The 22,029-nt window shown below is 61.2% G+C and carries 18 protein-coding genes; 12 read left to right on the top strand and 6 right to left on the bottom strand.

The genetic code is table 11. The annotated features are described in order from the left end of the window. Nucleotides 1-173 precede the first annotated feature (173 nt). On the top strand, nt 174-1,184 hold the full coding sequence (locus G5221_RS09965) for a Preprotein translocase subunit SecY (RefSeq protein ID WP_257696330.1): 1,011 nt from the start codon (nt 174-176) through the stop codon (nt 1,182-1,184). A 54-nt stretch (nt 1,185-1,238) separates the two neighbouring features. Here the strand turns inward: G5221_RS09965 and G5221_RS09970 are convergent, their stop codons facing one another. Further along, nucleotides 1,239-1,406, bottom strand: a complete 168-nt coding sequence (locus G5221_RS09970) for a hypothetical protein (RefSeq protein ID WP_005308905.1) — start codon at nt 1,404-1,406, stop codon at nt 1,239-1,241. Between the two features lie 56 nt (nt 1,407-1,462). Here G5221_RS09970 and G5221_RS09975 point away from each other — a divergent pair, with 56 nt between their 5' ends. The 4 genes from G5221_RS09975 (at nt 1,463) to gshA (ending at nt 7,375) form a co-directional block, all read left to right on the top strand. Beyond that, nucleotides 1,463-2,440, top strand: a complete 978-nt coding sequence (locus G5221_RS09975; RefSeq protein ID WP_257696329.1) for an NADP-dependent oxidoreductase — start codon at nt 1,463-1,465, stop codon at nt 2,438-2,440. After that, nucleotides 2,437-2,874, top strand: a complete 438-nt coding sequence (locus G5221_RS09980) for a YqaA family protein (RefSeq protein ID WP_257696328.1) — start codon at nt 2,437-2,439, stop codon at nt 2,872-2,874. Before G5221_RS09975 ends, G5221_RS09980 begins: the two co-directional genes overlap by 4 nt. A gap of 27 nt (nt 2,875-2,901) precedes the next feature. Beyond that, entirely contained in the window at nt 2,902-5,715 is a 2,814-nt protein-coding gene (locus tag G5221_RS09985; protein ID WP_421263175.1) for a M16 family metallopeptidase, read from the top strand. A gap of 61 nt (nt 5,716-5,776) precedes the next feature. After that, nucleotides 5,777-7,375 (top strand): glutamate--cysteine ligase, encoded by a 1,599-nt coding sequence (gene gshA, locus G5221_RS09990; protein WP_421206100.1) that lies wholly within the window; start codon nt 5,777-5,779, stop codon nt 7,373-7,375. Nucleotides 7,376-7,456: 81 nt separating this feature from the next. Here the strand turns inward: gshA and G5221_RS09995 are convergent, their stop codons facing one another. Then, nucleotides 7,457-9,247: a long-chain fatty acid--CoA ligase gene (locus G5221_RS09995; protein ID WP_368225354.1), complete on the bottom strand. Its 1,791-nt coding sequence runs from the start codon at nt 9,245-9,247 to the stop codon at nt 7,457-7,459. A gap of 228 nt (nt 9,248-9,475) precedes the next feature. Between G5221_RS09995 and G5221_RS10000 the strand changes: the two genes are divergently transcribed. Continuing rightward, a complete protein-coding gene (locus G5221_RS10000) occupies nt 9,476-9,976 on the top strand; it encodes a hypothetical protein (RefSeq protein ID WP_406596058.1) in 501 nt (166 codons plus the stop codon). Between the two features lie 7 nt (nt 9,977-9,983). Here the strand turns inward: G5221_RS10000 and rimI are convergent, their stop codons facing one another. Then, complete coding sequence (gene rimI, locus G5221_RS10005; RefSeq protein ID WP_216952883.1) at nt 9,984-10,433, bottom strand: ribosomal protein S18-alanine N-acetyltransferase; 450 nt, start codon at nt 10,431-10,433, stop codon at nt 9,984-9,986. A gap of 102 nt (nt 10,434-10,535) precedes the next feature. Then, nucleotides 10,536-10,970 carry a DNA polymerase III subunit psi gene (locus tag G5221_RS10010; RefSeq protein ID WP_257696323.1) on the bottom strand — a complete coding sequence of 145 codons (435 nt, stop codon included), beginning with the start codon at nt 10,968-10,970 and terminating at the stop codon, nt 10,536-10,538. Nucleotides 10,971-11,283: 313 nt separating this feature from the next. On the opposite strand from G5221_RS10010, the gene G5221_RS10015 reads away from it, so the two are divergent. The 5 genes from G5221_RS10015 (at nt 11,284) to G5221_RS10035 (ending at nt 18,744) form a co-directional block, all read left to right on the top strand. Next, complete coding sequence (locus G5221_RS10015) at nt 11,284-12,897, top strand: ATPase RavA domain-containing protein (RefSeq protein ID WP_227341929.1); 1,614 nt, start codon at nt 11,284-11,286, stop codon at nt 12,895-12,897. Between the two features lie 9 nt (nt 12,898-12,906). Beyond that, complete coding sequence (viaA, locus tag G5221_RS10020) at nt 12,907-14,361, top strand: ATPase RavA stimulator ViaA (protein ID WP_216952886.1); 1,455 nt, start codon at nt 12,907-12,909, stop codon at nt 14,359-14,361. A gap of 195 nt (nt 14,362-14,556) precedes the next feature. Beyond that, complete coding sequence (locus G5221_RS10025) at nt 14,557-16,404, top strand: diguanylate cyclase (RefSeq protein WP_266134771.1); 1,848 nt, start codon at nt 14,557-14,559, stop codon at nt 16,402-16,404. Nucleotides 16,405-16,623: 219 nt separating this feature from the next. After that, nucleotides 16,624-18,210: a peptide chain release factor 3 gene (prfC, locus tag G5221_RS10030; protein WP_005340517.1), complete on the top strand. Its 1,587-nt coding sequence runs from the start codon at nt 16,624-16,626 to the stop codon at nt 18,208-18,210. Between the two features lie 57 nt (nt 18,211-18,267). Then, on the top strand, nt 18,268-18,744 hold the full coding sequence (locus G5221_RS10035; RefSeq protein WP_266134772.1) for an ASCH domain-containing protein: 477 nt from the start codon (nt 18,268-18,270) through the stop codon (nt 18,742-18,744). Between the two features lie 43 nt (nt 18,745-18,787). Here G5221_RS10035 and G5221_RS10040 read toward each other — a convergent pair whose 3' ends face one another. Beyond that, nucleotides 18,788-19,702, bottom strand: coding sequence for a bifunctional helix-turn-helix transcriptional regulator/GNAT family N-acetyltransferase (locus tag G5221_RS10040; RefSeq protein WP_266134773.1), 915 nt, complete (start codon nt 19,700-19,702; stop codon nt 18,788-18,790). Nucleotides 19,703-19,840: 138 nt separating this feature from the next. Further along, complete coding sequence (gene mdtH / locus G5221_RS10045) at nt 19,841-21,037, bottom strand: multidrug efflux MFS transporter MdtH (RefSeq protein ID WP_421263176.1); 1,197 nt, start codon at nt 21,035-21,037, stop codon at nt 19,841-19,843. Between the two features lie 92 nt (nt 21,038-21,129). On the opposite strand from mdtH, the gene G5221_RS10050 reads away from it, so the two are divergent. After that, complete coding sequence (locus G5221_RS10050) at nt 21,130-22,023, top strand: LysR family transcriptional regulator (protein ID WP_005349020.1); 894 nt, start codon at nt 21,130-21,132, stop codon at nt 22,021-22,023. Nucleotides 22,024-22,029: the final 6 nt, after the last annotated feature.

The raw sequence follows: 22,029 nt of genomic DNA on the forward strand, positions 1-22,029 counted from the left end.
TGATCAAGTCAGGGAGGAATTGTATCGCTTTTCTGCTGCCGATTTGTCCGTTTTGGTCGCACTCTGGGCAGCTGGTTGCCAATCTGAAGGAATTCAGTCATTTGCCCTTCTCTGTGCGAGTCTGGCGACTATAATCGGCAGCCAACTTTTCCTGCACAGCACACCCCTTCATCATGACCACACAGGACTCCTCCACACAGCGCTACCCCAAGGGGTGGTTCGCTCTGACGACGGTATACAGTTTCACCGGATTGGCCATTCTGGCCTCCATTATCTTCTCCCTGCTGCTGTTCCTCTCCATCGATGACAACCCGCTGATGAAGTGGCTGTTCGGCGGCTTGGCCATCATCTTCGAGCTGGGCAAGTTTTACGTCTGGTACGAGTACGGCGAGCGCAAGGCGCGGCGGGATCTGAGTGGTGCTCTCTGGTCGCTGCTGTTTTACAGCGTGCTTGCGGCCATCTCCATCGGCGGCAGTATTGGTGGCATCAACAGCGCCACCAATACGGTGTTGAGCCAGCAGGCGCGCCACGAGCGGGAGCTGGCCCGTTTCGACGAGCAGATCGCCAGCATCGAGCGGCAGATCCAGCTCAACGAAGAGGCGGCCCGCAAATACATCGAGCTGGAGCGCATCTCCAGTGGCGTCTCCTCGTTGCAGCACGCCAACACCAAGCTGCGCTTGCAGCAGGATGAGCTGCGCCAGCAGCGCGATGCCAAGCCGGTCAACGAACAATCCTCCATGTTGGGGCTGATGAGCAGTCTGGCGGACGGGGTGGGAATGAGCATCAGTCAGGTGCAGTTCCTGCTGGTCTGCTTCCTCTCGGTGCTGCTCGACGTGTTCGGTGCCTTTTTCGTCAGCCTGATCGGCGAGGAGAACCGCTTTCGCCGGATGTGGCGCTGGCAGCAGGAGCAAGCTCGCAAAGAGGCGCAGGCAGCGTTGGCGATGGCGACACAACCCGAGCCCACAATGCCCCCCGAGCCGGCCCCCGAAGTGCTGGCGCAGGTGCGCGGTGCGCTGGTGAGCGGTGAGCTCAAGTGCAGCAAGCGCTCGGTGGCGCAAGCGCTGTCACTCTCGCTGGAGGAGGTGGATCGGGTGTTCCACCATCTGCTGTCGCAAGGGGTGTTGGGGCAGGGGAGCAATCGCCACTACTACCTCAATCCGGCGCTGGAGCAGCAAGCTGGATAATAAGAAGGCCACCGGAACGCGGTGGCCTTTTTCATTATCGAGTGGCTGTGGCACTCAGTGAGTCAGCACCATCATCAGGCTGAGGAAGGCGGCCAGTCCGCCACCGATGCCGATGATCCAGTAAAACCCCTTGGCTCCCTGTTTGAGCGGGATGCGGAAGTAGAGCAGAAACGCCCACCACCCCAGTGCCAGCAACAGAGGAATAAGAAACATTCGAGCCATGGTGTCCTCGCTGTTATTCTGTTGACCCTTGATCAATCAACAGGATGGATTGTGCAATGACGCAACTACAGATTACCGCATTCGGTGACCCCTCGGTACTCAAGCTCAACCCTTCCCTCGATAAGGTGCCAGCCGATGGCGAAGTGCGGGTGCGCATCTGCTTTGCGGGGGTCAATCCCATCGATGCCAAAACTCGCGCCGGTCTTGGCTGGGCGGCTGCCCAGAACAAGGACAAGCTGCCCTGGACACCGGGTTATGACATCTCCGGCGTGGTAGAGAAGGTTGGCCCCGGCGTGACCTCGCTGGTCGAGGGGGATCGGGTGTGCGGCATGGTCGGTTTTCCCCTCACCGCCGGTGGCTACGGGGAGTCTGTGGTGGCAAGCGAGAGCGAGCTGGTCAAACTCGACGGGGTGAGCCTGCAGCAGGGGGCGGCGCTGCCGCTGGCCGGTCTCACCGCCTGGCAGGGGCTGCTTGAGCACGGCGGCCTCCAAAGCGGTCAGCGGGTATTGATCCTCGCCGGTGCCGGTGGTGTCGGCCATCTTGCGGTGCAGTTTGCCAGCGCCTATGGCGCCGAGGTGGTGGCTACCGCCAGCCCCGACAACCATGGCTTCCTCCATGCTTTGGGGGCGCGCTGGATGGTGGATTACCATGATGCTAACTGGCCAGCACGGGTGGTGGCAGAGGCCGGCCAGGTCGATCTGGTGCTGGATCTGGTAGGCGGCGAGAGCGGCAAGGCGGCGCTCGCCTGCGTCAAGCTGGGTGGCCGTCTGGTGACTGTGCCCACCATTACCGCCCAGCAGATCAAGGATGCAGGGGCTGCGGCGGGTATCGAGGTGGTCGGCATGCTGGTTCACCCCGACCAGAAGCAGCTGGGTCAGATGTTGATGCTGCTGCGTCAGGGGGAGGTGAAGGTCACCCTCGCCGGTGAATTCCCCCTGGCCGAGGGGGCGCTGGCCCATCAGGCCATCGAAGGGGGCCATGTGCGCGGCAAGCTGCTGCTGCGGATGCCTGCGGCCGACGGCTATCCCGGATGAGCGAGATGATGGAGATGGGGCTGGGGTGGCTCTTTTTAAGCGCCTTTACCTCAGCCACCCTGTTGCCCGGCAGCTCGGAAGTGCTGCTGGGAGCCATGGCGGCCAAGGGGGAGTGGAGCATGGCGAGCCTGCTGCTGTGGGCGACGCTGGGCAATACCCTCGGCTCCATGACCACCTGGTGGCTCGGCTGGCTCGCCACCTTCAAGAAAAAACCGGACGATTTTCAAGGCCGTGGGGAACAAAAAGCCTTAGGCTGGCTCAAACAACATGGTCACTGGTGTCTGCTGCTTGCCTGGACGCCGGTGGTCGGTGATGGTCTCTGTCTGTTGGCCGGTTGGCTGCGCCTCTCCTTCTGGCGCTCTCTCATTTTGATCGGGCTCGGCAAATTGTTCCGTTATGCCCTGGTTTTTCTGCTGGCCAGTCACATTTTCTAGCCTGTTTTTGTCACTCACGAGGTTACCGTGAACAAAGTCATACCTTTAACGATTCTGCTGGGCTTCACCCTGCCGGTGCTGGCGGCACCGACCCTGATTGCCGAACAGGGCAAGGAGGAGGGCAAGCTCGCCATCCCCTACCAGATGTACAAGCTGGACAACGGCCTGACCGTGATCCTGGCTCCCGACCGCTCCGATCCGCTGGTGCACCTCGATGTGACCTATCACGTCGGTTCATCCCGCGAGACGGTCGGCAAGTCCGGTTTCGCCCACTTCTTCGAGCACATGATGTTCCAGGGCTCCAAGCACGTCGGTGATCAGGAGCATATGCGGATCATCAACGAGGCCGGTGGTGACATGAACGGCACCACCAACAAGGACCGCACCAACTACTACGAAACTGTGCCTGCCAACCAGCTGGAAAAAGTGCTCTGGCTGGAGGCGGATCGGATGGGCTTCCTGCTCGATGCGGTGAGCCAGAAGAAGTTCGAGATCCAGCGCGCCACCGTCAAGAACGAACGGGCCCAGCGGGTCGACAACCAGCCGTACGGGCTGGTGAGCGAGAAGGTGGGGGAGGCGCTCTATCCGCGCACTCACCCCTACTCTTGGCAGCCTATCGGTTACGTGGAAGATCTCGACCGGGTCGATGTGAACGACCTCAAGCAGTTCTTCCTGCGCTGGTATGGCCCCAACAACGCCACCCTGACTCTGGGCGGCGACTTTGACAGCAAGCAGGCTCTCGAGTGGATCGAGAAGTACTTCGGCTCCATCCCGCGCGGCCCGGATGTGGCCGAGCCGACGCCAAAGCCGGTGACCCTGCCCGAGACCCGCTACGTGACGCTGCAGGACAAGGTGCACCTGCCGCTGCTCTATATCAGCTACCCCACCGTCTCCCTTGGTGATCCGCAGGAGCCGGCACTCGACATGTTTGCCGACGTGCTGGGCGGTTCCGCCAGCTCCATGCTCTACCAGTCGCTGGTGAAAACCGGCAAGGCGATCGATGTGGGGGCGTCCCACTACTGCGAAGAGCTGGCCTGTACCCTGACCGTCTACGCCTACCCCAATCCATCGCAGGATGGCAGCCTCAAGACCCTCAAGGGGGAGGTGGACAAGGTGATCGGCGAGTTCGCCCAGCGCGGCCTCAAGCCGGAAGATCTGGAGAAGGCGATCGCCAAGTACCGTGCCTCCGCCATCTGGGGTCTGGATAGCGTCTCCGGCAAGGTGAGCCAGCTCGCCATGGGTCAGGTGTTTGCCCAGGATCCCAACTACGTCTTCAAGACCCTCGACGCCATCGGCAAGGTGACCTCGGAGCAGGTGAAGGCTGCCTACGACAAGTTCATCGCCGGCAAGCCGGCGGTGGTGCTGAGCGTGGTGCCCAAGGGCAAGACAGAGTGGCAGGTTGCCACCCCGAACTTTACCCCCGCCAAGCGCGAGCTGCCGGATTACAGCAAGCATGACGAGGCGCTGGCCGAACGACCGGTAAAAGACAATTTCGATCGCAGCGTGCAGCCCAAGGCGAGCGAGGCGGTGAGCGTCAAGGTGCCCGCCATCTGGCACGGCAAGCTCGACAAGAACATCGAGATCATTGGCACCAAGAGTGACGAGATCCCCGCGGTCTCCATCATGATCGCCCTGCCGGGCGGCATTCGTGCCGAAGATAAGGGGCAACTGGGGCTGGCCAATCTGACCGCCGCTATGATGGGGCAGGGCACGGTGCGCCTGACCGAGGCTCAGCTGAGCGATGAGCTGCAAAAGCTGGGCTCAAGCATCGATGTCTCCAGCGCCCAGTACAACAACCTCATCACCGTCAGCTCGCTGGCGGACAAGTTGCCCCAGACCCTGGCGCTGGTGCGCGAGGTGCTGGAGCGTCCGGGCATGCGGGAGGCGGACTTCGAGCGGGTCAAGGCGCAGCTGCTGCAAGGGATGCAACAGGCCCAGCAGCAGCCCGAGTGGCTGGCCGGGCAGGCGTTCCGCGAGCTGGTCTACGGCAAGCAGAACCGCCTCGGTCAACCTACCGACGGGGTTGCGGCCGATGTGGCCAAGCTGACCCTGGCGGACGTGAAGCACTTCTATCAGGCCTACTACAACCCCACCAACGCCAAAGTGGTGGTGGTCGGTGATGTGGACCAGAAGCAGATCGAGGAGCAACTTGGCTTCCTGACCGACTGGAAAGGGGCAACGCCGACCCTGGGGGATCTCAAGCTCAAGGGTGAGCAGGCCAAGCCGGGCATCTATCTGGTCGACAAGCCGGGAGCGCCCCAGTCGGTGATCCGTATCGGCCGTCGCGCCATGCCGTTCGATACCACGGGGGATTACTTCACCGCCGGGCTGATGAACTTCAACCTGGGTGGCAACTTCAACAGCCGCATCAACCTCAACCTGCGGGAAGACAAGGGCTACACCTACGGCGCCAGCTCGGGTTTCTCCGCCAACCGCGAGGTGGGCACCTTCGCCACCGGCGCCAATGTGCGGGCCGATGCAACCGTCGATGCCATCCGCCAGTTCCTCAAGGAGATGGACAACTACCGCAAGAGCGGCCCGACCCCGGTCGAGCTGGCCTATATGCGCAGCGCGGTCTCCCAGCAGGATGCCCTCTCTTACGAGACCTTGGGCCAGAAGGCGGGCTTCCTGCTGCAGATGGTGATGTATGACCTGAAACCGGACTATGTGCAGGCCCAGAACAACCTGATCAAAACGGTGTCGCCCGAGGCGCTGAAGGCCAGTGCCGCCCGTTGGCTCAATCCGGCCGACATGGTGATCGTGGTGGTGGGAGACAAGCAAAAGCTTGAAAAACCCCTGAAGGAGCTTCATCTTCCCATCTATCCGCTGCAGTTGCCGTAACTGACGCTTTATAAAAATCAAGAGCCGCCCCGGATGGGGCGGCCTCACATGAGCCGTGAATATGACTACAACAAGCTTGTCGCTCACCGAGTTGCTGAATGCGTTGGGATCACCGGAGCGCCTCACCGCGCTCAAGGGGATCCGGCGCGGGATCGAACGTGAATGCCTGCGCATCACGCCGGATGGCCGACTCGCCCAGAGTGACCATCCCCGGGCGCTGGGCTCGGCCCTGACCCATCCCAATATCACCACCGACTACTCGGAGAGCCTGCTGGAGTTCATCACCCCGGCCACCGACTCCATCGACAGCCTGATGGAGCAGCTCGGCGACATCCATCACCATGTGATTCAACATCTGGGTGACGAGCGGATCTGGCCACTCTCCATGCCCTGCTTTGTTGGCGGTGAGGAGAGCATCCGGCTGGCCCAGTACGGCAGCTCCAACATCGGCAAAATGAAGACCCTCTACCGGCAGGGGTTGAAGAATCGCTACGGCAGCCTGATGCAGGTGATCGCCGGGGTGCACTTCAACTTCTCCATGCCCGACAGCTTCTGGAGCGAGTGGCAGGAACTGGAGTGCGTCGGTTGTTGCAGCCAGCGCTTTATCTCCGACAAGTACATGGGGCTTATTCGCAACGTCTACCGTTTCGGTTGGTTGGTGCCCTATCTGTTTGGCGCCTCTCCGGCCATCTGCGAATCCTTCCTCAAAGGGCGCAAGAGCAACCTGCCGTTCGAGAAGACCGGCAAGGGTACCCTCTATCTGCCTTACGCTACCGCGCTGCGTCTCTCCGATCTGGGCTATACCAACAGCGCCCAGGCTGGGCTCAAGATCAGCCACGACAGCCTGCCGGCCTATGTCAGCAGCCTGCGCCGGGCGATCAATACCCACAATCCCGACTTTGCCAAGATCGGGGTCAAGGTGGATGGGGAGTATCGTCAGCTCAATGACAACGTGTTGCAGCTGGAGAACGAGCTCTACGCCCCGATCCGTCCCAAGCGCACCCCGCGCAGCGGCGAGAAGCCCTCGGATGCGCTGGATCAGCGCGGCATCGAATACATCGAGCTGCGCACCGTGGACGTCAACCCCTTCACCCCGCTCGGTATCGATGCCGACCAGATCCGCTTCTTCGATCTGTTCCTGGTCTGGTGCCTGCTGCGCCCCTCTCCGGTGCTGAGTGACGAGGAGATTGCCCGCAACCGCCGCAACCAGAACAAGGTGGTGCTGGAGGGACGTCGTCCCGGCCTCGAGCTGGAGGACGAGCAGGGTCATGCCATTGGCCTCAAAGAGTACGGCCTCAAGCTGTTCGACGAGCTGGCTCAGGTGGCCGAATTGCTGGATCGCTGCTGCGGCCGTAACCACTATCGCAAAACGCTGGCGATGCACCGTGAGAAGCTGCTCAATCCGGATTTGACCTACTCCGCCCGCATGCTCAAGGAGCTGCTGGAGAGTGGCAAGGATAACGGCTGTTACGGCGACAAGCTGGCGACCCGCTATCGCGAGGAGCTGCTGGCAGGGGAGCTGCAGTACTGGGATGAGGCCTACTTTGCCGGTGAGGCGAAGGATTCCCTGGCCAAGCAACGGGAGCGCGAGCGCAGCGACAGCCTGTCATTCGATGACTTCCTGGCCGACTACTTCGGTACCAGTACCACCACGGCCTGAAGGCGGGTTCGTACCAACCAAAGTGCCAACAAAAAGCCGCTCGAGTGAGCGGCTTTTTTATTTCTCTGAACCTGAGCGATATCAGACGTGGTTATACATCGCCTCGATTTCGCTCTGGTACTTGGCTTCGATGATCTTGCGGCGCAACTTCATGGTGGGGGTCAGCTCACCCAGCTCCATGGAGAAGGCGCTCGGCAGCAGGGTGAACTTCTTCACCTGCTCGAACTTGGCCAGCTCTTTTTGCAAGTCGGCGATGCGGGCTTCGAAGAACTCCATCACCCGGGAGTGGCGCAGCAGCTCGGTCTTGCACTGGTACTGCAGGTTGATGGAGCGGGCGTACTCCTCCAGCGACTCGAAGCAGGGGACGATCAGCGCAGAGACGAAGTGACGGGCATCGGCGACGATGGCGATCTGCTCGATAAAGCGATCCTTGCCGATGGTCCCTTCCACCAGTTGCGGTGCTACGTACTTGCCGTTGGAGGTCTTCATCAGCTCCTTGAGACGTTCGGTGAAGTAGATATTGCCCTGGCTGTCGAGCTCACCGGCATCGCCAGTACGCAGGAAGCCATCCTCGGTCATCACCTCGGCGGTCGCTTCCGGCTTGTTGTAGTAGCCGCGCATTACGGTGGGGGAGCGCACCAGCAGTTCGTTGTTCTCACCCAGCTTCACCTCGATGCCGTTCAGTGCCGTGCCGATGGAGCCCAACTTGAACTGGCTATCCTCGTAGCAGCAGACGGTGGCGGTGGTCTCGGTCATGCCGTAGCCGTACTTGAGATTGAGCCCCATCGCCTGGAAGAAGAGGTTCACATCGTCGGCCAGACGGGCGCCCGCCACCGGCAGGAAGCGGGTACGACCGCCAAAACGGGCGCGCAGCTTGCGAAACACCAGTCGCTCGGCGAGCCAGAGCTGGCCGTAGAGCAGGGGGGAGGCGGACTTGCCCGCCTGACGGGTGGCAACCATCTGCTTGCCGACCTTGGTCGCCCAGCCAAACAGGGCGCGGCGCAGAGCCGGAGCCTGAGCGACTTTGGCCTGGATCATGGCGTAGGCCTTCTCGTAGAGGCGCGGCACGGCGCACATCACGGTCGGCTGCACCTCGCCAATCACATCCATCACCTTCTGCGGATCGCGGATATAGACGTTCTCGGCGCCGCAATAGAGCACGTAGTAGCTCCATGCCCGCTCGAACACGTGGCTGAGCGGCAGCATGCAGAGCGACACATCCTGCTCGTTCAGGTCGAGGCGGCTGTTGTGCATCTCGAAACAGGCGGCGATGTTGCTGAAGTCGAGCATGACCCCCTTGGGCTCGCCGGTGGTGCCGGAGGTGTAGATCAGGGTCAGCAGATCATCCATCCGGTACTGGGTTTCCCGTACTCGCAGTTCCTGCTCGCTGGGCTGATGGTTGCCGGAGACCAGAAATGTCTGGAAGTGGCTCGCCTGCTCGCAGCCGCGCAAGTTGACGCTGCCGTCGAGGGCGATGAGCTGGCGGATCTCGCCGCTTTCAATCAGTTGCAGCGCCTGATCGAACTGAGGTTGTTCGCCAACGAACAGCACCTTGATGCCGGCATCTTTGACGATGTAGCGCAGCTGATCGAGCGTGCTGGTGGGGTAGATAGGGACGCTGACGCCGCGGGCGGCAAGGATGCCGAGATCGGCCTGGGTCCACTCCGGCATGTTGCGGGCATAGATGCCGACCATTTCGGTTGGCTGGTGGCCGGCACGGATCAGCGCCTGTGCGCAGTAGTCCATGGCCTGGCCCAGAGTACGCCAGCCGATGGCGCGCCACTGGCCATCTTGCTGAACCCGCAGGGCAGCCTTGTTGCCAAGCTGGGCAATACGTTCACGCATCAGTCGAACCAGATGAAGCTTCGGCATCAGTTAAACATCCTTTAATTACAGTTGTACGCCCGCGAGGGCACTAAAAAATCGGGCTAGAGTTTAAACTCCAAGATTACAGCTTACAAGTGTTCGCTGTTTGTCTTGGATCACAAAGAGTGCAAATAGCTCTTCCTTTGTGCAGAGTGGCCGATACTGCAAAGGAGCAAAGGGAGAGTTAACGATATGAATCTATGGATGAAAGGGGCATTGGCCGTGATCGGGCTCATGATGGTGGGGGGCGGGGCGGCCTGGTACTTTCTGGGCAAGACACAGCAGCCTGCGAATCCCTGGTATGAAGGGGCGGAGGGATACCAGCAGGCCCAACAGCAGGCATTGGCGCTGGGCTATCCGCTGCTCTATGTGCTGGAGACCCCCAAGTGCCGTCGCTGCAAGGCATTGAACGAACGCTTCTGGCGCAGTGAAGAGATGAGAGTGCCGTTGAGCCGATTGGTCAAGGTGCGGCTCAATCCGGGCAAGGGGGATGGTAGTGAACAGATCCTGCGCCGTTTTCCCAAGGTGGCCACACCGCCCGGCATCTATATCCAGCAGCCGGGTCAACCCCTCAAACCGATCAAGATAGTGGTGGATATACAGCAGATCTGGATGCCGGGGAAAACCTGGCTGCGGGGCTTCTATATGCCGCTTTCCGCCGCCGGATTCGAGGCGGTGGTTCACACCACTCTCTCCTTGCAGGATCCGGCGATGGACAATGCCCCCCTCGATTGAGGCGGGATCAGCTGAAGTCGAACAGGCGGGACATCAGTACCGCATCTTCCCGATCATTGCCGGTGCCGTAGTAGTCGGCGCGGCGGCAATACTCGGCAAAGCCGGCGCTCTCGTAGAGGTTGATGGCGGTCTGGTTGCCTGCCCGCACCTCGAGAAACCAGGCCTCTGCCCCGGCTTGTTTGCTGCGAGTCAGGTAGGCTTGCAGCAGTGTCCGTCCCAACCCCTTGCCCTGAAATTCGGGGTGGACACAGATATTCATCAGCGAGCTGTCTCCGGCCACCAGATCCGAGATATAGAAGCCGGCCGGGCGACCATCGACCAGCATCAAGCCGTTGAGATAGCGAGGACCGAAGCAGGATAGCAGGTTGGCCTGGCTCCAGGGCTCCTTGTGGGCGGCCTGCTCTATGGGATAGACAAGGTCGAAATCGGCTTCGAGCAGGGGACGAAACTCAGGCATGTTGACTCCGGGTGACTGGGTGGAGGATGTCGGGGTTGGCAAAGACGACTTTTGTAAAATCAGGTAAAAAGAGCGGCTTCCAAGAGGGCGTTGAAGGCATGATCATGCCGTACTGTTCGCCAGGTGTCGGCGTAGTTGTTGCCACAGGGCGCGCTTTTGTGCGGCACTGGGGGCCAGCGGACAGATCAACGCATCGGGTCGTTCCGGGTTGGCCTCCGTCAGCCAGAGCAGCGGTGAGGCATCCGCCGTTTGCAGATCGGCAGGCGGCAGCTCGCTGAGCAGTGAGACCTCGTCGGGGGTCATGCCGAGCAGCTGGCAGATATCCGCCAGCAGCGTGGTGGCAGGCAGCTGAGGCGCCAGCAACCAGAGTTTGCCGCTGGGCAGCGGAGCGCGGGTGGCCGGTGCTGTCTGGTCGGGCTGCACGGCATCTTGCGCAAGCTCGGGTACGAGATCTGCACCCAGCAATGCCGGACGACGCAGTTGCCAGCTTTGAATGCCCATGCGGGCCAACATGCTCTGACGAACGGGATCTTGCATCTGGGGCGACTCACTCTTGATCTGCGTTGGGGAAAATTGTGTTGCGCAGGGTACACTCGAACCGCTTTTGCTGCACCCTTTGCAACGCATCATCTGGCGCATGCGGGCATGGTGCCATCACGACACTGGCTATGCATGGGCGCAGCACGCTGCCGATACGGTATCGCACTGCCTTTGCGTTTTTTCCTGCCAGAGGCGGGTATTGTGCGGCAAGAGATACCAGAATAAACATCATAACAAGACAAAACCCAAGGTCGAGCAAATGGATATCGCGCCTTGGGGCTAACATCATCCCAGCTTCGGAACACTCTCTATGTCGTCTTTAGCTCAAGCCCAGAACCCTGCGCGTCTTATTCCCATCCAGGAGCGCCTGCCCCGGCTGCTGGCAGCCCTCGGTGAGGGGCTTTATGAACGGCAGGATGCCCTGCGCCTCGGTCTGCTGGCAGCCCTCAGTGGCGAGAGTGTCTTCTTGCTGGGGCCACCCGGTATCGCCAAGAGTCTGATTGCCCGTCGCCTCAAGCTGGCCTTTCACGACGCCCGCCACTTTGAATATCTGATGACCCGTTTTAGCACACCGGAGGAGGTATTTGGCCCCCTCTCCATTCAGGCGCTGAAAGAGGATGGCAAATACCTGCGCCTCACTGCCGGCTATCTGCCGGAGGCTGAGGTGGTGTTCCTCGACGAGATCTGGAAGGCGGGTCCCGCCATTCTCAACACCCTGCTCACCGCCATCAACGAACGGCAGTTCCGCAATGGTGATAGCCAGCATCCCATCCCCATGCGGCTGCTGGTGACCGCCTCCAACGAGCTGCCGGCGCCGGACAGCGGGCTGGAAGCGCTCTACGACCGGATGCTGGTGCGGATCTGGATGGACCGGGTGCAGGAGAAAGCCAACTTTCAATCCATGCTGGCCAGCGACGGTCACGCCCACCAGAATCTGCCGGAATCCCTGCAGATCCGGGGGGATGAGTACGAGCAGTGGCAGAGCCAGATTGAGCAGGTGCGCCTGCCGGATGCCTGTTTCGAACTTATCTATCAGCTGCGCCAGCAGCTAGACAGCCAGCTGGCCCATCGCTGTTATGTGTCGGATCGCCGCTGGAAGAAGGCGGTACGGCTCATCAAGGCGAGCGCCTTCTTCAATGGCCGCGATGAGGTCGCACCGGTGGATCTGCTGCTGTTCAAGGATTGTCTCTGGCATGACGAGGAGTCCCGCACCGCCCTGCTGGAGATGATGACCGAGTTCTCCCGTCTCTACGGTTATCAGCAACTGGCCTTGACCCGCCAGCTGCTTGCCCTGCGGGATCAATTCAAACAGCTCAAACAGGGCGTGGCACAACGTCTCTGCTGCAAGGCGCGCAAGCGCAAGCAGTGGTTTGGCCGACGGGCGAGGGGGATCGAGATCCCCCTCGCCAACGCCAGACCCTTTGGCAAGCAGGTGCACTTCCATCTGCTCACCCCGGCACCGCTGGATGGCAGCGATCCCGAGCGTCTCACCAGCACCCTGGTGTTCGATCGTACCCTGCTTTCCCATTGGCATCCGACCGGCGAGGCGCTGGTGGGTTATCAATATGGCAACCCGAAAGAGGGACACTACGAGCTGGTACTTGACGATGAGCTGCGCCTGCAGGTGCTCGATATCCAGCGCCAGCAGATCCCGCTGGTATTGATGGAGCGCAACGCCATCCCCGAGGTGGTGCTGGCGCCCTGGCTGCAAGCGCTTGATGAGCTGCTTGCCCAGGTTGGCAAGGTGGTACTGGAGCTTAAACAGCAGCGTACTCTGTTCGATCGTCATCGGCAGCACCTCTTTATTGCCCAGCGCTGGCTGCAACAGGTGGAGGACAGCTTCTTCGTGCTGAGCCGGGATCTTGAACTGCTGCGCGGCGAGCTGACACAGTGGCGCGAGCGGTTGCCAAGGCTGGACGAGTAAGGAGCGCTCATGCTTGAGATTGGCATGTTGGATCTGGGGCTCCTGATCGGTGAAGGGGAGCTGGCAGGGGAGGTGGCACTTTTGCTTGCTGCGTCGCCTAAGATCTCCGAATTTATCAAACGCTCTCCGCTGCAGGGCAAGCTGCTGAAAAAGCGCCTGCAGAGCTGGGGTGAGCAGCTTGGCGAGGAGATCCGTCACAAGCCGGTGCCGGTGGCGCTGGAGCAGGAGTACCTGCTCTATCAGGCGCACCGGCAGTTGCCGATGACCGAGCTGATTGGTCGCCTGCCCGCCCTGCTGGAGTCGCTGGATCACTACAGCCCCTTTGCCGGTGAGGCCCGTTCGCTGGTTCGCCAGCTGATGGCTCACCCCACCGAGGGGCTGCGCCAGCTCTTTATCGACAAGTGGCGTGCCAGTCTGGTGGGGAGCCTGCTGCAACTGCAGCAGCAGATCGCCGAGGCGGAGCGGGAGAAGCAGCGTCAGGAGATTGAAGATCAGCTGCTGGCGAGCCGCACCCTGGCCGATGCCCTCGATCCGAACCAGATCTCAGCCGGTGGTCTTTGGGATCTGGCGCAGGGGCACTGGCACAAACGCAGTCTGGTGCTGGTCAAGCAATACGCCCGTATGTTGCAGCGCGAGCCCTTGCTGGCGGAGATTGCCGCTCTTCTCGGGCGCAGCGAGCGGGATCGCCGGGCGCAGGAGCAGCCGGTGCCACCGGTTCAGGTGCTGGAGCTGGAGCCCGCCCCCAGCGACGATGTGCCGGACGACCTGGTGGGCATCCACCAGGCGAGCGACCTGATGCGGCTACTGCCAAGCGAGGCGGTGATGCTGGGGCTGCCGGAGCTGGAGCTGGAGTTCTACCGCCGCTATCTGGAGCGGCGCCTGCTCAGTTACCAGTCACGCGGCACCTTGCCGCGCCAGCGCATCATGCTGCGCACCCCGGAGCAGGGGGGGCAGCAGTTGCAGCAGCGGGGCCCCTTTATCGTCTGTGTCGATACCTCCGGCTCCATGGGGGGCTATCCCGAGGAGTGTGCCAAGGCACTCTTTCTTGCGCTGCTCAAGGTGGCGATGGATGAGAAGCGCGGTTGCTACCTGATGCTCTTCTCTACCGAGGTGGCGACCCTTGAGATCACCGCCGATACCGGACTGGACAAGGCGGAGCGCTTCCTCTCCATGAGCTTTCACGGTGGTACCGATCTGGTGCCTTGTCTGGAGAAGGCGCTGGTCAAACTCGATGAGCCCGCTTTTGCCAAGGCGGATGTGCTGGTTATCTCGGACTTTATCGCTCAGAGTCTGCCCCATGCCTTGCTCGAGCAGATGAACCGCTATCGCCAGCGCCAGACCCGCTTTCACGCAGTGGCCATGTCCCGGCACGCCAAACCGGCACTGTTGCGGGTCTTTGACAACAGCTGGCTGCTCGATTGCGGTCTGCGCGGCCGGCTACTGCGGCGCTGGCAGCATCATTAGTTACCGGGAGGGAGCCAGCCCCCTCTTTCGCTCTGTATCCCCCTCCTCATTCCAACGTTATGATATTGCTGTAAAATGTGAGATGAAACCCATTCAAGTCCTCTCTCCTTGCGGTAGCCTTTACAGCCGTTGTTACAGGGTGATTTTCCGGTATCGGGTCGCCTGCTGCTCTTTCCCCATTCATCCGGAGTGTTTATGAGCCGACTTGCCTTGCTGCTGTTGCTGGCGGTATTCGGGCTGGCAGCCAGACCCTTGTCCCCCGAGCAGTTGGAAAATGAACTGGAGGAGATGGAGCAGGTCCATCAGCCTATCGAGTTGCTGCGGGAACGCGTTGCTCGCTTGCTGCGGGATGGCAGCGACTATCCACCGTCCCAGCTGATGCGGATCAGTCGTCTGGCTTGCTGGGCCCAATCTGCCGATGACATCCAGGCGTCTCGCCGTGCGATTGCGTATGCCGACAGCCAACTGGTGCTGGCTCAACAACGGGGAGATGACGCAGCCATTGCCGAGTTGCTCATCTGTCGTGGCTGGTTCAATCAGCTGCTCGGCGAGGTGGCACAGGCCCGTCGGGATTATGATGAGGGGCTGCGGTTGGCAGGGGAGGCCGCTGTGCTCAAGCTGGAGGCGCTGGCGCTGTCCCACCGGGGAGCCATGTTGTCGTTTCAGGGGGCGTCAGGGCAGGGGCTGGTGGATCTCACTAGGGCGCACGACATCTACGAACGGTTGGGATTGACCACCTGGTATAACCGGGCGCAGCTCGAGATTGCCGCCGCGTTTCGCCGCATGGGTCTCTATGCCGAGTCTCTCACTACCCTGAACCGGTTGCATGAACACTTTGCCCACAACCATGACGGGTTCGGTTTGGCCAGGATGAGAGAGCAGCTGGCTCTGGTCTATCTGGAGACGGGGCGCTATCAGGAAGCGCAGCAGGAGCTCGAACGTAGTCTCGCCTTTTTGCAACAACCCGAGTACCGGATTGAACATGCGGATCGTCAAGTGATGCTGGCGGAGGCTCTGCTCGGTCTGGCGCGCCTGGAGCAGGCCGGACGCTTGCTGGCGCAGGCAGCAGGCGTGCTCACCCCTGAAGTTGATCCTATCCTCCACGCCCATCTCGAGCTGGTAATGGCCAAACTGCAGGTGAAAATGCGGGATCCGGTCCCGGCCTTGAGCGCACTGGCGAAGATTGAACCGATCCTGAAGGCTGAGGGGCACACTCGTTACCTGATGGATCTCTACGCAGTGCGCAGCGAAGCATTCGAGCTGCAAGGGGACTATCCGGCTGCGCTGGCGGCCTTGCGGGATCATTTGGTGCAAGAGCAGCGCCTCGACCAGATGCAGCGAGAGCAGAGTACAGCCTGGGTGCGCGGCCAGTTTGAACTGACTCGCCAGGCGGAAGAGAACAAGCGGTTGCGGGTCGAGCAGCAGTTGCAGCGGCAGGAGCTGGCGCAGATCAAGGAGCGTCGCTTCTGGTTGCTGGTGGTGATGGTGCTCTGCGGTGGAGTGGCTCTGCTGACGATGAGGTGGTTGCTGGAGCGCAATCGTCGGATGCATCGGTTGGCCTTTACCGATGAGCTGACCGGCATCGATAACCGGCGTCGGGTGCTGGTGGATGGGCGCGAGCACTTTGAGCTGGCCCGCAGGCAGCGAATGCCCTTTTCTCTGCTGCTTTTTGATATCGATCACTTCAAGCGGATCAACGATTCGCTGGGTCATCATCAGGGAGATCGGGTACTGCAGTGGGTATCCAGAATGGTGGCAAGAGAGTTGCGGCAGCAGGATCTGCTGGGCCGTACCGGTGGAGAGGAGTTTTTGGCACTGCTGCCGGAGACGGGGCTGGAGGAGGCGTCCCGTTTGGCTGAGCGGATCCGCGCCAGGGTCGGCCAACGGGCGTTGCCCGGTTTGTCCCATCCGGTGACCATCAGCATCGGGTGTGCCTGCCAGCGCGATGATGATCAGGATCTGGCCGCGTTGATCCGGCGTGCGGATGAGGCTCTCTACCGGGCAAAAGGGGCCGGGCGCAACCGGGTGGAAACAGACGACTGACGGACTGGGTATTTTTCACTCGCGCGGGTATAATGTCGCGCAATTTTGCTTTGACTCAGGCGAGAAGACCCATGTAACGCAACCCTCCTCCCTCTCTCCACCAGGTTGGCAAAACGCCAGCTGGCGTGGCTTTCGTTGCGTATACATGTGCCGTGAGCGGCATTCCGGATTTATTCCCACGGTGGCCGATGCCACCGCTCAATAGAAGAACGTTGAATTATGTCAGCTGAATTTCTGAGTGAAGTCTCCAAGAGACGCACTTTTGCGATCATTTCGCACCCGGATGCGGGTAAAACCACCATCACCGAGAAAGTCCTGCTGTTCGGACAGGCCATTCAGCGCGCCGGTACCGTCAAGGGCCGTGGCTCGGGCCAGCACGCCAAATCCGACTGGATGGAGATGGAGAAGCAGCGTGGTATCTCCATCACTACCTCGGTGATGCAGTTCCCCTATGCCGATTGTCTGGTCAACCTGCTCGATACCCCGGGTCACGAGGACTTCTCTGAAGATACCTACCGTACCCTGACGGCGGTCGACTGCTGCCTGATGGTCATCGACGCCGCCAAGGGTGTTGAAGACCGGACCCGCAAGCTGATGGAAGTCACCCGTCTGCGTGATACCCCCATCCTCACCTTCATGAACAAGCTGGACCGCGAAGTGCGCGATCCGATGGAAGTGATGGATGAAGTCGAGCGCGAGCTGAAGATCATGTGCGCCCCGATCACCTGGCCTATCGGCTGCGGCAAATCCTTCAAGGGTGTCTATCACCTCTACAAGGATGAGACATATCTCTATCAGAGCGGTCAGGGCCACACCATCCAGGAGAAGCGGGTGGTCAAGGGACTGAACAACCCGGATCTGGATGCCGCCGTCGGCGAAGATCTGGCCCAGCAGCTGCGTGACGAGCTGGAACTGGTGCAGGGCGCCTCTCCCGAGTTCGATCACGATGCCTTTATCGCTGGCGAGATGACCCCGGTCTTCTTCGGTACCGCACTGGGTAACTTCGGTGTTGACCACATGCTGGATGGCCTGACCGACTGGGCGCCGTCTCCCATGCCGCGCAAGGCCGAGAGCCGCGAAGTGGTGGCGACCGAGGAGAAGTTCTCCGGTTTCGTGTTCAAGATCCAGGCAAACATGGATCCGAAACACCGCGACCGTATCGCTTTTATGCGTATCGTGTCAGGCACCTATTCCAAGGGCATGAAGATGCGCCACGTGCGTATCGGTAAGGATGTGAACATCTCCGACGCCGTGACCTTTATGGCCGGTGACCGTGAGCAGGCGGAAGACGCCTTCGCCGGTGACATCATCGGTCTGCACAACCACGGTACCATCCAGATCGGCGACACCTTCACCCAGGGTGAGGATCTCAAGTTCACCGGTATCCCGAACTTCGCACCGGAACTGTTCCGCCGCATTCGCCTGCGCGATCCGCTCAAGCAGAAGCAGCTGCTCAAGGGGTTGGTCCAGCTCTCCGAAGAGGGGGCGGTACAGGTGTTCCGTCCGCTGATCAGCAACGATCTCATCGTCGGTGCGGTCGGTGTGCTGCAGTTTGACGTGGTGGTTTCTCGTCTGAAGAGCGAGTACAACGTCGAGGCCATCTACGAGGCGGTCAACGTCTCCACCGCCCGCTGGGTGGAAGGGACCGACGTCAAGAAGTTCGAAGAGTTTAAGCGCAAGAACGAGGTCAACCTGGCCCTCGATGGCGGTGACAACCTCACCTATATCGCACCGACCATGGTCAACCTGCGCCTGGCCCAGGAGCGCCACCCGGACGTCGAGTTCCGCCAGACTCGCGAGCACTGATACTGCTTACCAAATCCCGCCAGATGGCGGGATTTTTTTATGCATCAAGGAGAGGTGATGGTTGAATCGATGAATCCTGCCTGCTCGGCTCTGGCTGAGAGTTATCTGTTATCCCTGCCGGTGGCAGCACGGGCTCGTCATGTCTCAGCGGACTACTTCTGTGCTGATGCACACAATGCCAACCTCTGTGCCGCGCTGGTAGCAGCAGGCCGCAAGCGAGCAACCTGTAGCCTCGCTTACTGGTATCTGGAGAAGGGCGAGCGGATGCCGGAACAGGGGGACCTACTGGTGGTAACCGACTGGAGTGGTCTGCCCAAGGCTCTGGTTGAACTGGTGTCAGTCACCTTGTGTCCATTCGATGAGATTGATGCTGCGTTTGCCGCCGAGGAAGGGGAGGGAGATGGCTCTTTGGCTTGGTGGCACGAGGCGCACAAGGCTTTCTTCGAACGCGAGATGAAGGCGGAAGGGAGAGAATTTGATGAGCACGCCACGCTGGTGCTGGAGCGATTCCGGGTAGTGGCGTTGCCGCAGTAAACGAAGCGGCAAGCAGGGGAGACTCCTGCTTGCCGCTATCACTTTAGAGCGCTAGGTCTAACACCATGCAGATCTCACAATCCCCGTGGCCGGTGCAGCCAAGGGGGCCGGGCAGGTGTTCAAAGCCCAGTGATTCATAGAGGCTGGTGGCTTCGCGCAGTACCTCAGTGGTCTCCAGATAGCAGCGGCGATAGCCCAAACCACGAGCGGCATCCAGTGCCTGCAACACCAGCCGCTTGCCAAGGCCCAGTCCGCGCAGGGCGGGCATAAAGTACATCTTCTGCAACTCGCAGACTCCCTCTTCTCCTGCCAATGGCGCGATACCACCACCGCCGAGGATGGAACCGTCCGGCCCTTCGATAACCCAGTAGCGGCTCTTCTCCCCCTGATAGCTCTGGGAGAGGGTGTCGAGATTGGGATCCGAGACCCCATACCCTTTGTCGGCGGTGAGGCCATATTCGGCCGAGACGGCGCGGATCACCAAGACGATCTGGGCATTGTCCGCCGCCGTGATGGGGCGGATCTGGTAACCCCGCTGGCGACGGGCGCGGGAGAGGGCGCTGCGATAGAGACGTAACCCTTGCCACAACTGTTCCCGCTCGGGCAGGCTCAACTGCGCCAGCATCTCTTCCATCGCCCCGTCCATCTCCCGGTGCAACTCCAGCAGCATCCCCTGACCGTTGACGGTGAGGCGGGCCTCCTTGCTGCGGCCGTCGGAGGGGTGCGGGTGCCAGCTGATGAGCTCCCGCTCGGCGAGGCGTGCCAGCGGACGGCTGGCGTTGGATTTGTCGATGTGCAGCTTTTCTGCCAGCTGCTGATTGGTGGCCGGGGCGTTTTCCAGCTCGATCAGCAGGTGAGCCTCGATGGGGGTGAGGGCCAGATTGCCGCACTGCTGGGAGAGCATGCCGAGTTCGCGAACCAGATCGCGCGACAGGGCGCGCAGGGGACGGGGATCCATATCGTGGTTTCCTTTTTAGTTGTGCATGACAACTAAAATAGCGTAAAAGTTGTAATTCGCAACCTTTTGCTGTGATGGCTTGCAGAATATGGGGTAAGCGGCAGCACCGTTGGCGGGGCTGCCGTAGGCAGGGGGGCGTCAGGCGGCGGCTCTGATGGTCAGCTCCGGGCGGCGGGAGAAGCAGCGGACGAGCAGCAACATGGTGGCGACGCCTATGGTGCCCAGCACCAGCCAGGGGAGGGCAGGTTGTCCCTGTTGCAGCGAGAAGTCATAGAGGGAGCCGCCGCCCACGTAGCCGGTCATGCCCCCCAGCGCCAGCCCGAGGCGGCTGAAGCCCATGTAGCTGCCGCGGGCTGTGGGGTTGGCAAGCCGGGTCATCAGGGTCTCCCGGGCCGGTTCGCAGATGATGATCCCCAGATAGAAGCAGGCCAGCAGCACGAAGATGCCGGAGAGGGTGTTGACGAAAGCGACCAGCCCGATCCCCACCGTCATCAGCAGGATACCCGCCATCAGCCTGCTCTCCAGCCGATAGCGCCGCTCGCTGAAACGGGCGATAGGGTAGAGCAGCGCCAGTGACAGCGCCGTTTCCAGGCTGTACATCCAGCCCACTGCCGTGGTGGTGCCAGAGAGCTGCTTGACCAGAATGGGGAAAATCAGCATCACCTGTACCCACAGCATGTAGTAGCCGCTCAGGATCAGCACCAGTCGGCAGAAGGCGCGATCCGCCAGCACCTGCCCCAACCCTTCCCGCATCGGAGTCGGTTTGACCGAGAGGCGGTAGGCGGGCAACAGGGTCCAGTTGCACAGGGCCGCCAGAGTGAAGAGCCCGGCACCCAGCAGGCAGACATAGGTGAAGTCAAAGCGCAGCAGCCAGCTGCCTAGCAGGGCACCGGTGACGGCTCCCGCGCTCTCCAGCATCATCAGCAGGGAGATAAAGCGGCCCCGTTCATGGGGACGGGTAAATTTGATCACCAGTGCGGCCCGTGGCGGGTCAAACAGGCAACCGCCCAGTCCGGAGAGGAAGCAGGAGAAGATCAGCATGGCACCGCTGTCGGCCCAGGCCAGGGTGGCAAAGCCGACGGCGCGCAACAGCATGCCGGTGACGATGAGCGGGCGGGCGCCAAAGCGGTCAGCGAGGGAGCCGCCGAAGATCCCCAGTCCCTGCTGGGTCAGCTGGCGCAGGCCGAGGGCCAGCCCCACCAGACCGGCCGCCCAGCCGAGTTGATCGACGAAGCGCAGGCTGATCATCGGCATCACCACAAAGAAACCCAGGATCACCAGTGTGGTATCCAGCGCCAGAAACCAACGCCCCCAAAACCTCGCCCTATCGACCATAACGCCCTCTCATTCACAGATACCTTCATTCTGGAGAGGGTTTAGATATAGTGGTAGACGACAACTACCTATATTTCATATCAGGATTATTTATGTCTATGGATCTGGACGATCTGCAACTGCTGCTGGATGTGGCCGAGCTGGGCAGCTTCAGTCAGGCGGCGGCCATTCGTGGCTGGTCACAGCCGCTCGTGAGCCAGCGGATTGCCCAGCTGGAGGAGAGCCTCGGGGCGCCGCTGTTTCAGCGTCATCGGCGCGGGGTGACGCCGACCCGTGCCTGCGAGGAGTTTCTGCCATCGGCCCGCTCTGCGCTGGCGATCCTGAGCGAAGGGCGGCTGGCACTGCAGGGGGCGCCTGCGCTGCCTTGTATCCGTCTCTCCAGCCTGCCATCCCTCACTTCGGTGGTGTTTGGCTCGCTATTGATGGAGCTGGTGGACGAGCCGTTCGAAATCCGCTGCACCACGGATCACTCCGGCGAGATCATGCAGTCGCTGCTGACCGGGGAGGCCGATATCGGCTTTGTACTCAAGCGCCCGCCGGTTGCTGGCCTGCAGATGGAGCTGCTCTGCTGCTCCCCCATTATCGCTATCGCCTCGCCATTGCATCCGCTGGCCGGTTGTCACGGCCTCACCCTGGAGGATATTGCCGACCAGCGGCTGGCGCCTCAGGTATGGGGGCCGGGGTGTGACGTCTTTATCCAGCAGTTGCGGCGGCTGCGGCGGGCCGCCAGCCCCCTGCATGCGGTGCAGCCCGCCAGTGCGGCGCGGGATCTGGCGCTGGAACACGGGTTTATCACCCTGATGCCGGAGCTGGCCATCAAGCGGGATCTGGAGGTGGGGCGGCTGGTCAGGCTCGATGTGCGCAATCTGCCGCAAGAGCATTGGGATGTGATGATGGCTTGGCGAGGTGGCAAGCGGCCCAACCCGGCCCGGGAAACCGTGTTGGCCACCGCCCGCACGCTGGCGAAACGGTGGCGCAATGAGTAGAGCGAT

Origin of the sequence: Aeromonas sp. 602200, from assembly GCF_049173895.1 — a bacterium.
GTDB lineage: Bacteria > Pseudomonadota > Gammaproteobacteria > Enterobacterales > Aeromonadaceae > Aeromonas > Aeromonas veronii_A.

Bases quoted from the DNA above. Each gene is read 5' to 3' on its own strand.
- G5221_RS10040 (WP_266134773.1), bottom strand. From the start codon at position 19,702: ATGGATCCCCGTCCCCTGCGCGCCCTGTCGCGCGATCTGGTTCGCGAA.
- G5221_RS09980 (WP_257696328.1), top strand. From the start codon at position 2,437: ATGAGCGAGATGATGGAGATGGGGCTGGGGTGGCTCTTTTTAAGCGCC.
- rimI (WP_216952883.1), bottom strand. From the start codon at position 10,433: ATGCCTGAGTTTCGTCCCCTGCTCGAAGCCGATTTCGACCTTGTCTAT.
- prfC (WP_005340517.1), top strand. From the start codon at position 16,624: ATGTCAGCTGAATTTCTGAGTGAAGTCTCCAAGAGACGCACTTTTGCG.
- G5221_RS09995 (WP_368225354.1), bottom strand. From the start codon at position 9,247: ATGCCGAAGCTTCATCTGGTTCGACTGATGCGTGAACGTATTGCCCAG.
- mdtH (WP_421263176.1), bottom strand. From the start codon at position 21,037: ATGGTCGATAGGGCGAGGTTTTGGGGGCGTTGGTTTCTGGCGCTGGAT.
- G5221_RS10035 (WP_266134772.1), top strand. From the start codon at position 18,268: ATGGTTGAATCGATGAATCCTGCCTGCTCGGCTCTGGCTGAGAGTTAT.
- G5221_RS10010 (WP_257696323.1), bottom strand. From the start codon at position 10,970: ATGCAAGATCCCGTTCGTCAGAGCATGTTGGCCCGCATGGGCATTCAA.
- G5221_RS09970 (WP_005308905.1), bottom strand. From the start codon at position 1,406: ATGGCTCGAATGTTTCTTATTCCTCTGTTGCTGGCACTGGGGTGGTGG.
- G5221_RS10015 (WP_227341929.1), top strand. From the start codon at position 11,284: ATGTCGTCTTTAGCTCAAGCCCAGAACCCTGCGCGTCTTATTCCCATC.
- G5221_RS09975 (WP_257696329.1), top strand. From the start codon at position 1,463: ATGACGCAACTACAGATTACCGCATTCGGTGACCCCTCGGTACTCAAG.
- G5221_RS10000 (WP_406596058.1), top strand. From the start codon at position 9,476: ATGATGGTGGGGGGCGGGGCGGCCTGGTACTTTCTGGGCAAGACACAG.
- G5221_RS09965 (WP_257696330.1), top strand. From the start codon at position 174: ATGACCACACAGGACTCCTCCACACAGCGCTACCCCAAGGGGTGGTTC.
- G5221_RS10025 (WP_266134771.1), top strand. From the start codon at position 14,557: ATGAGCCGACTTGCCTTGCTGCTGTTGCTGGCGGTATTCGGGCTGGCA.
- gshA (WP_421206100.1), top strand. From the start codon at position 5,777: ATGACTACAACAAGCTTGTCGCTCACCGAGTTGCTGAATGCGTTGGGA.
- G5221_RS10050 (WP_005349020.1), top strand. From the start codon at position 21,130: ATGTCTATGGATCTGGACGATCTGCAACTGCTGCTGGATGTGGCCGAG.
- viaA (WP_216952886.1), top strand. From the start codon at position 12,907: ATGCTTGAGATTGGCATGTTGGATCTGGGGCTCCTGATCGGTGAAGGG.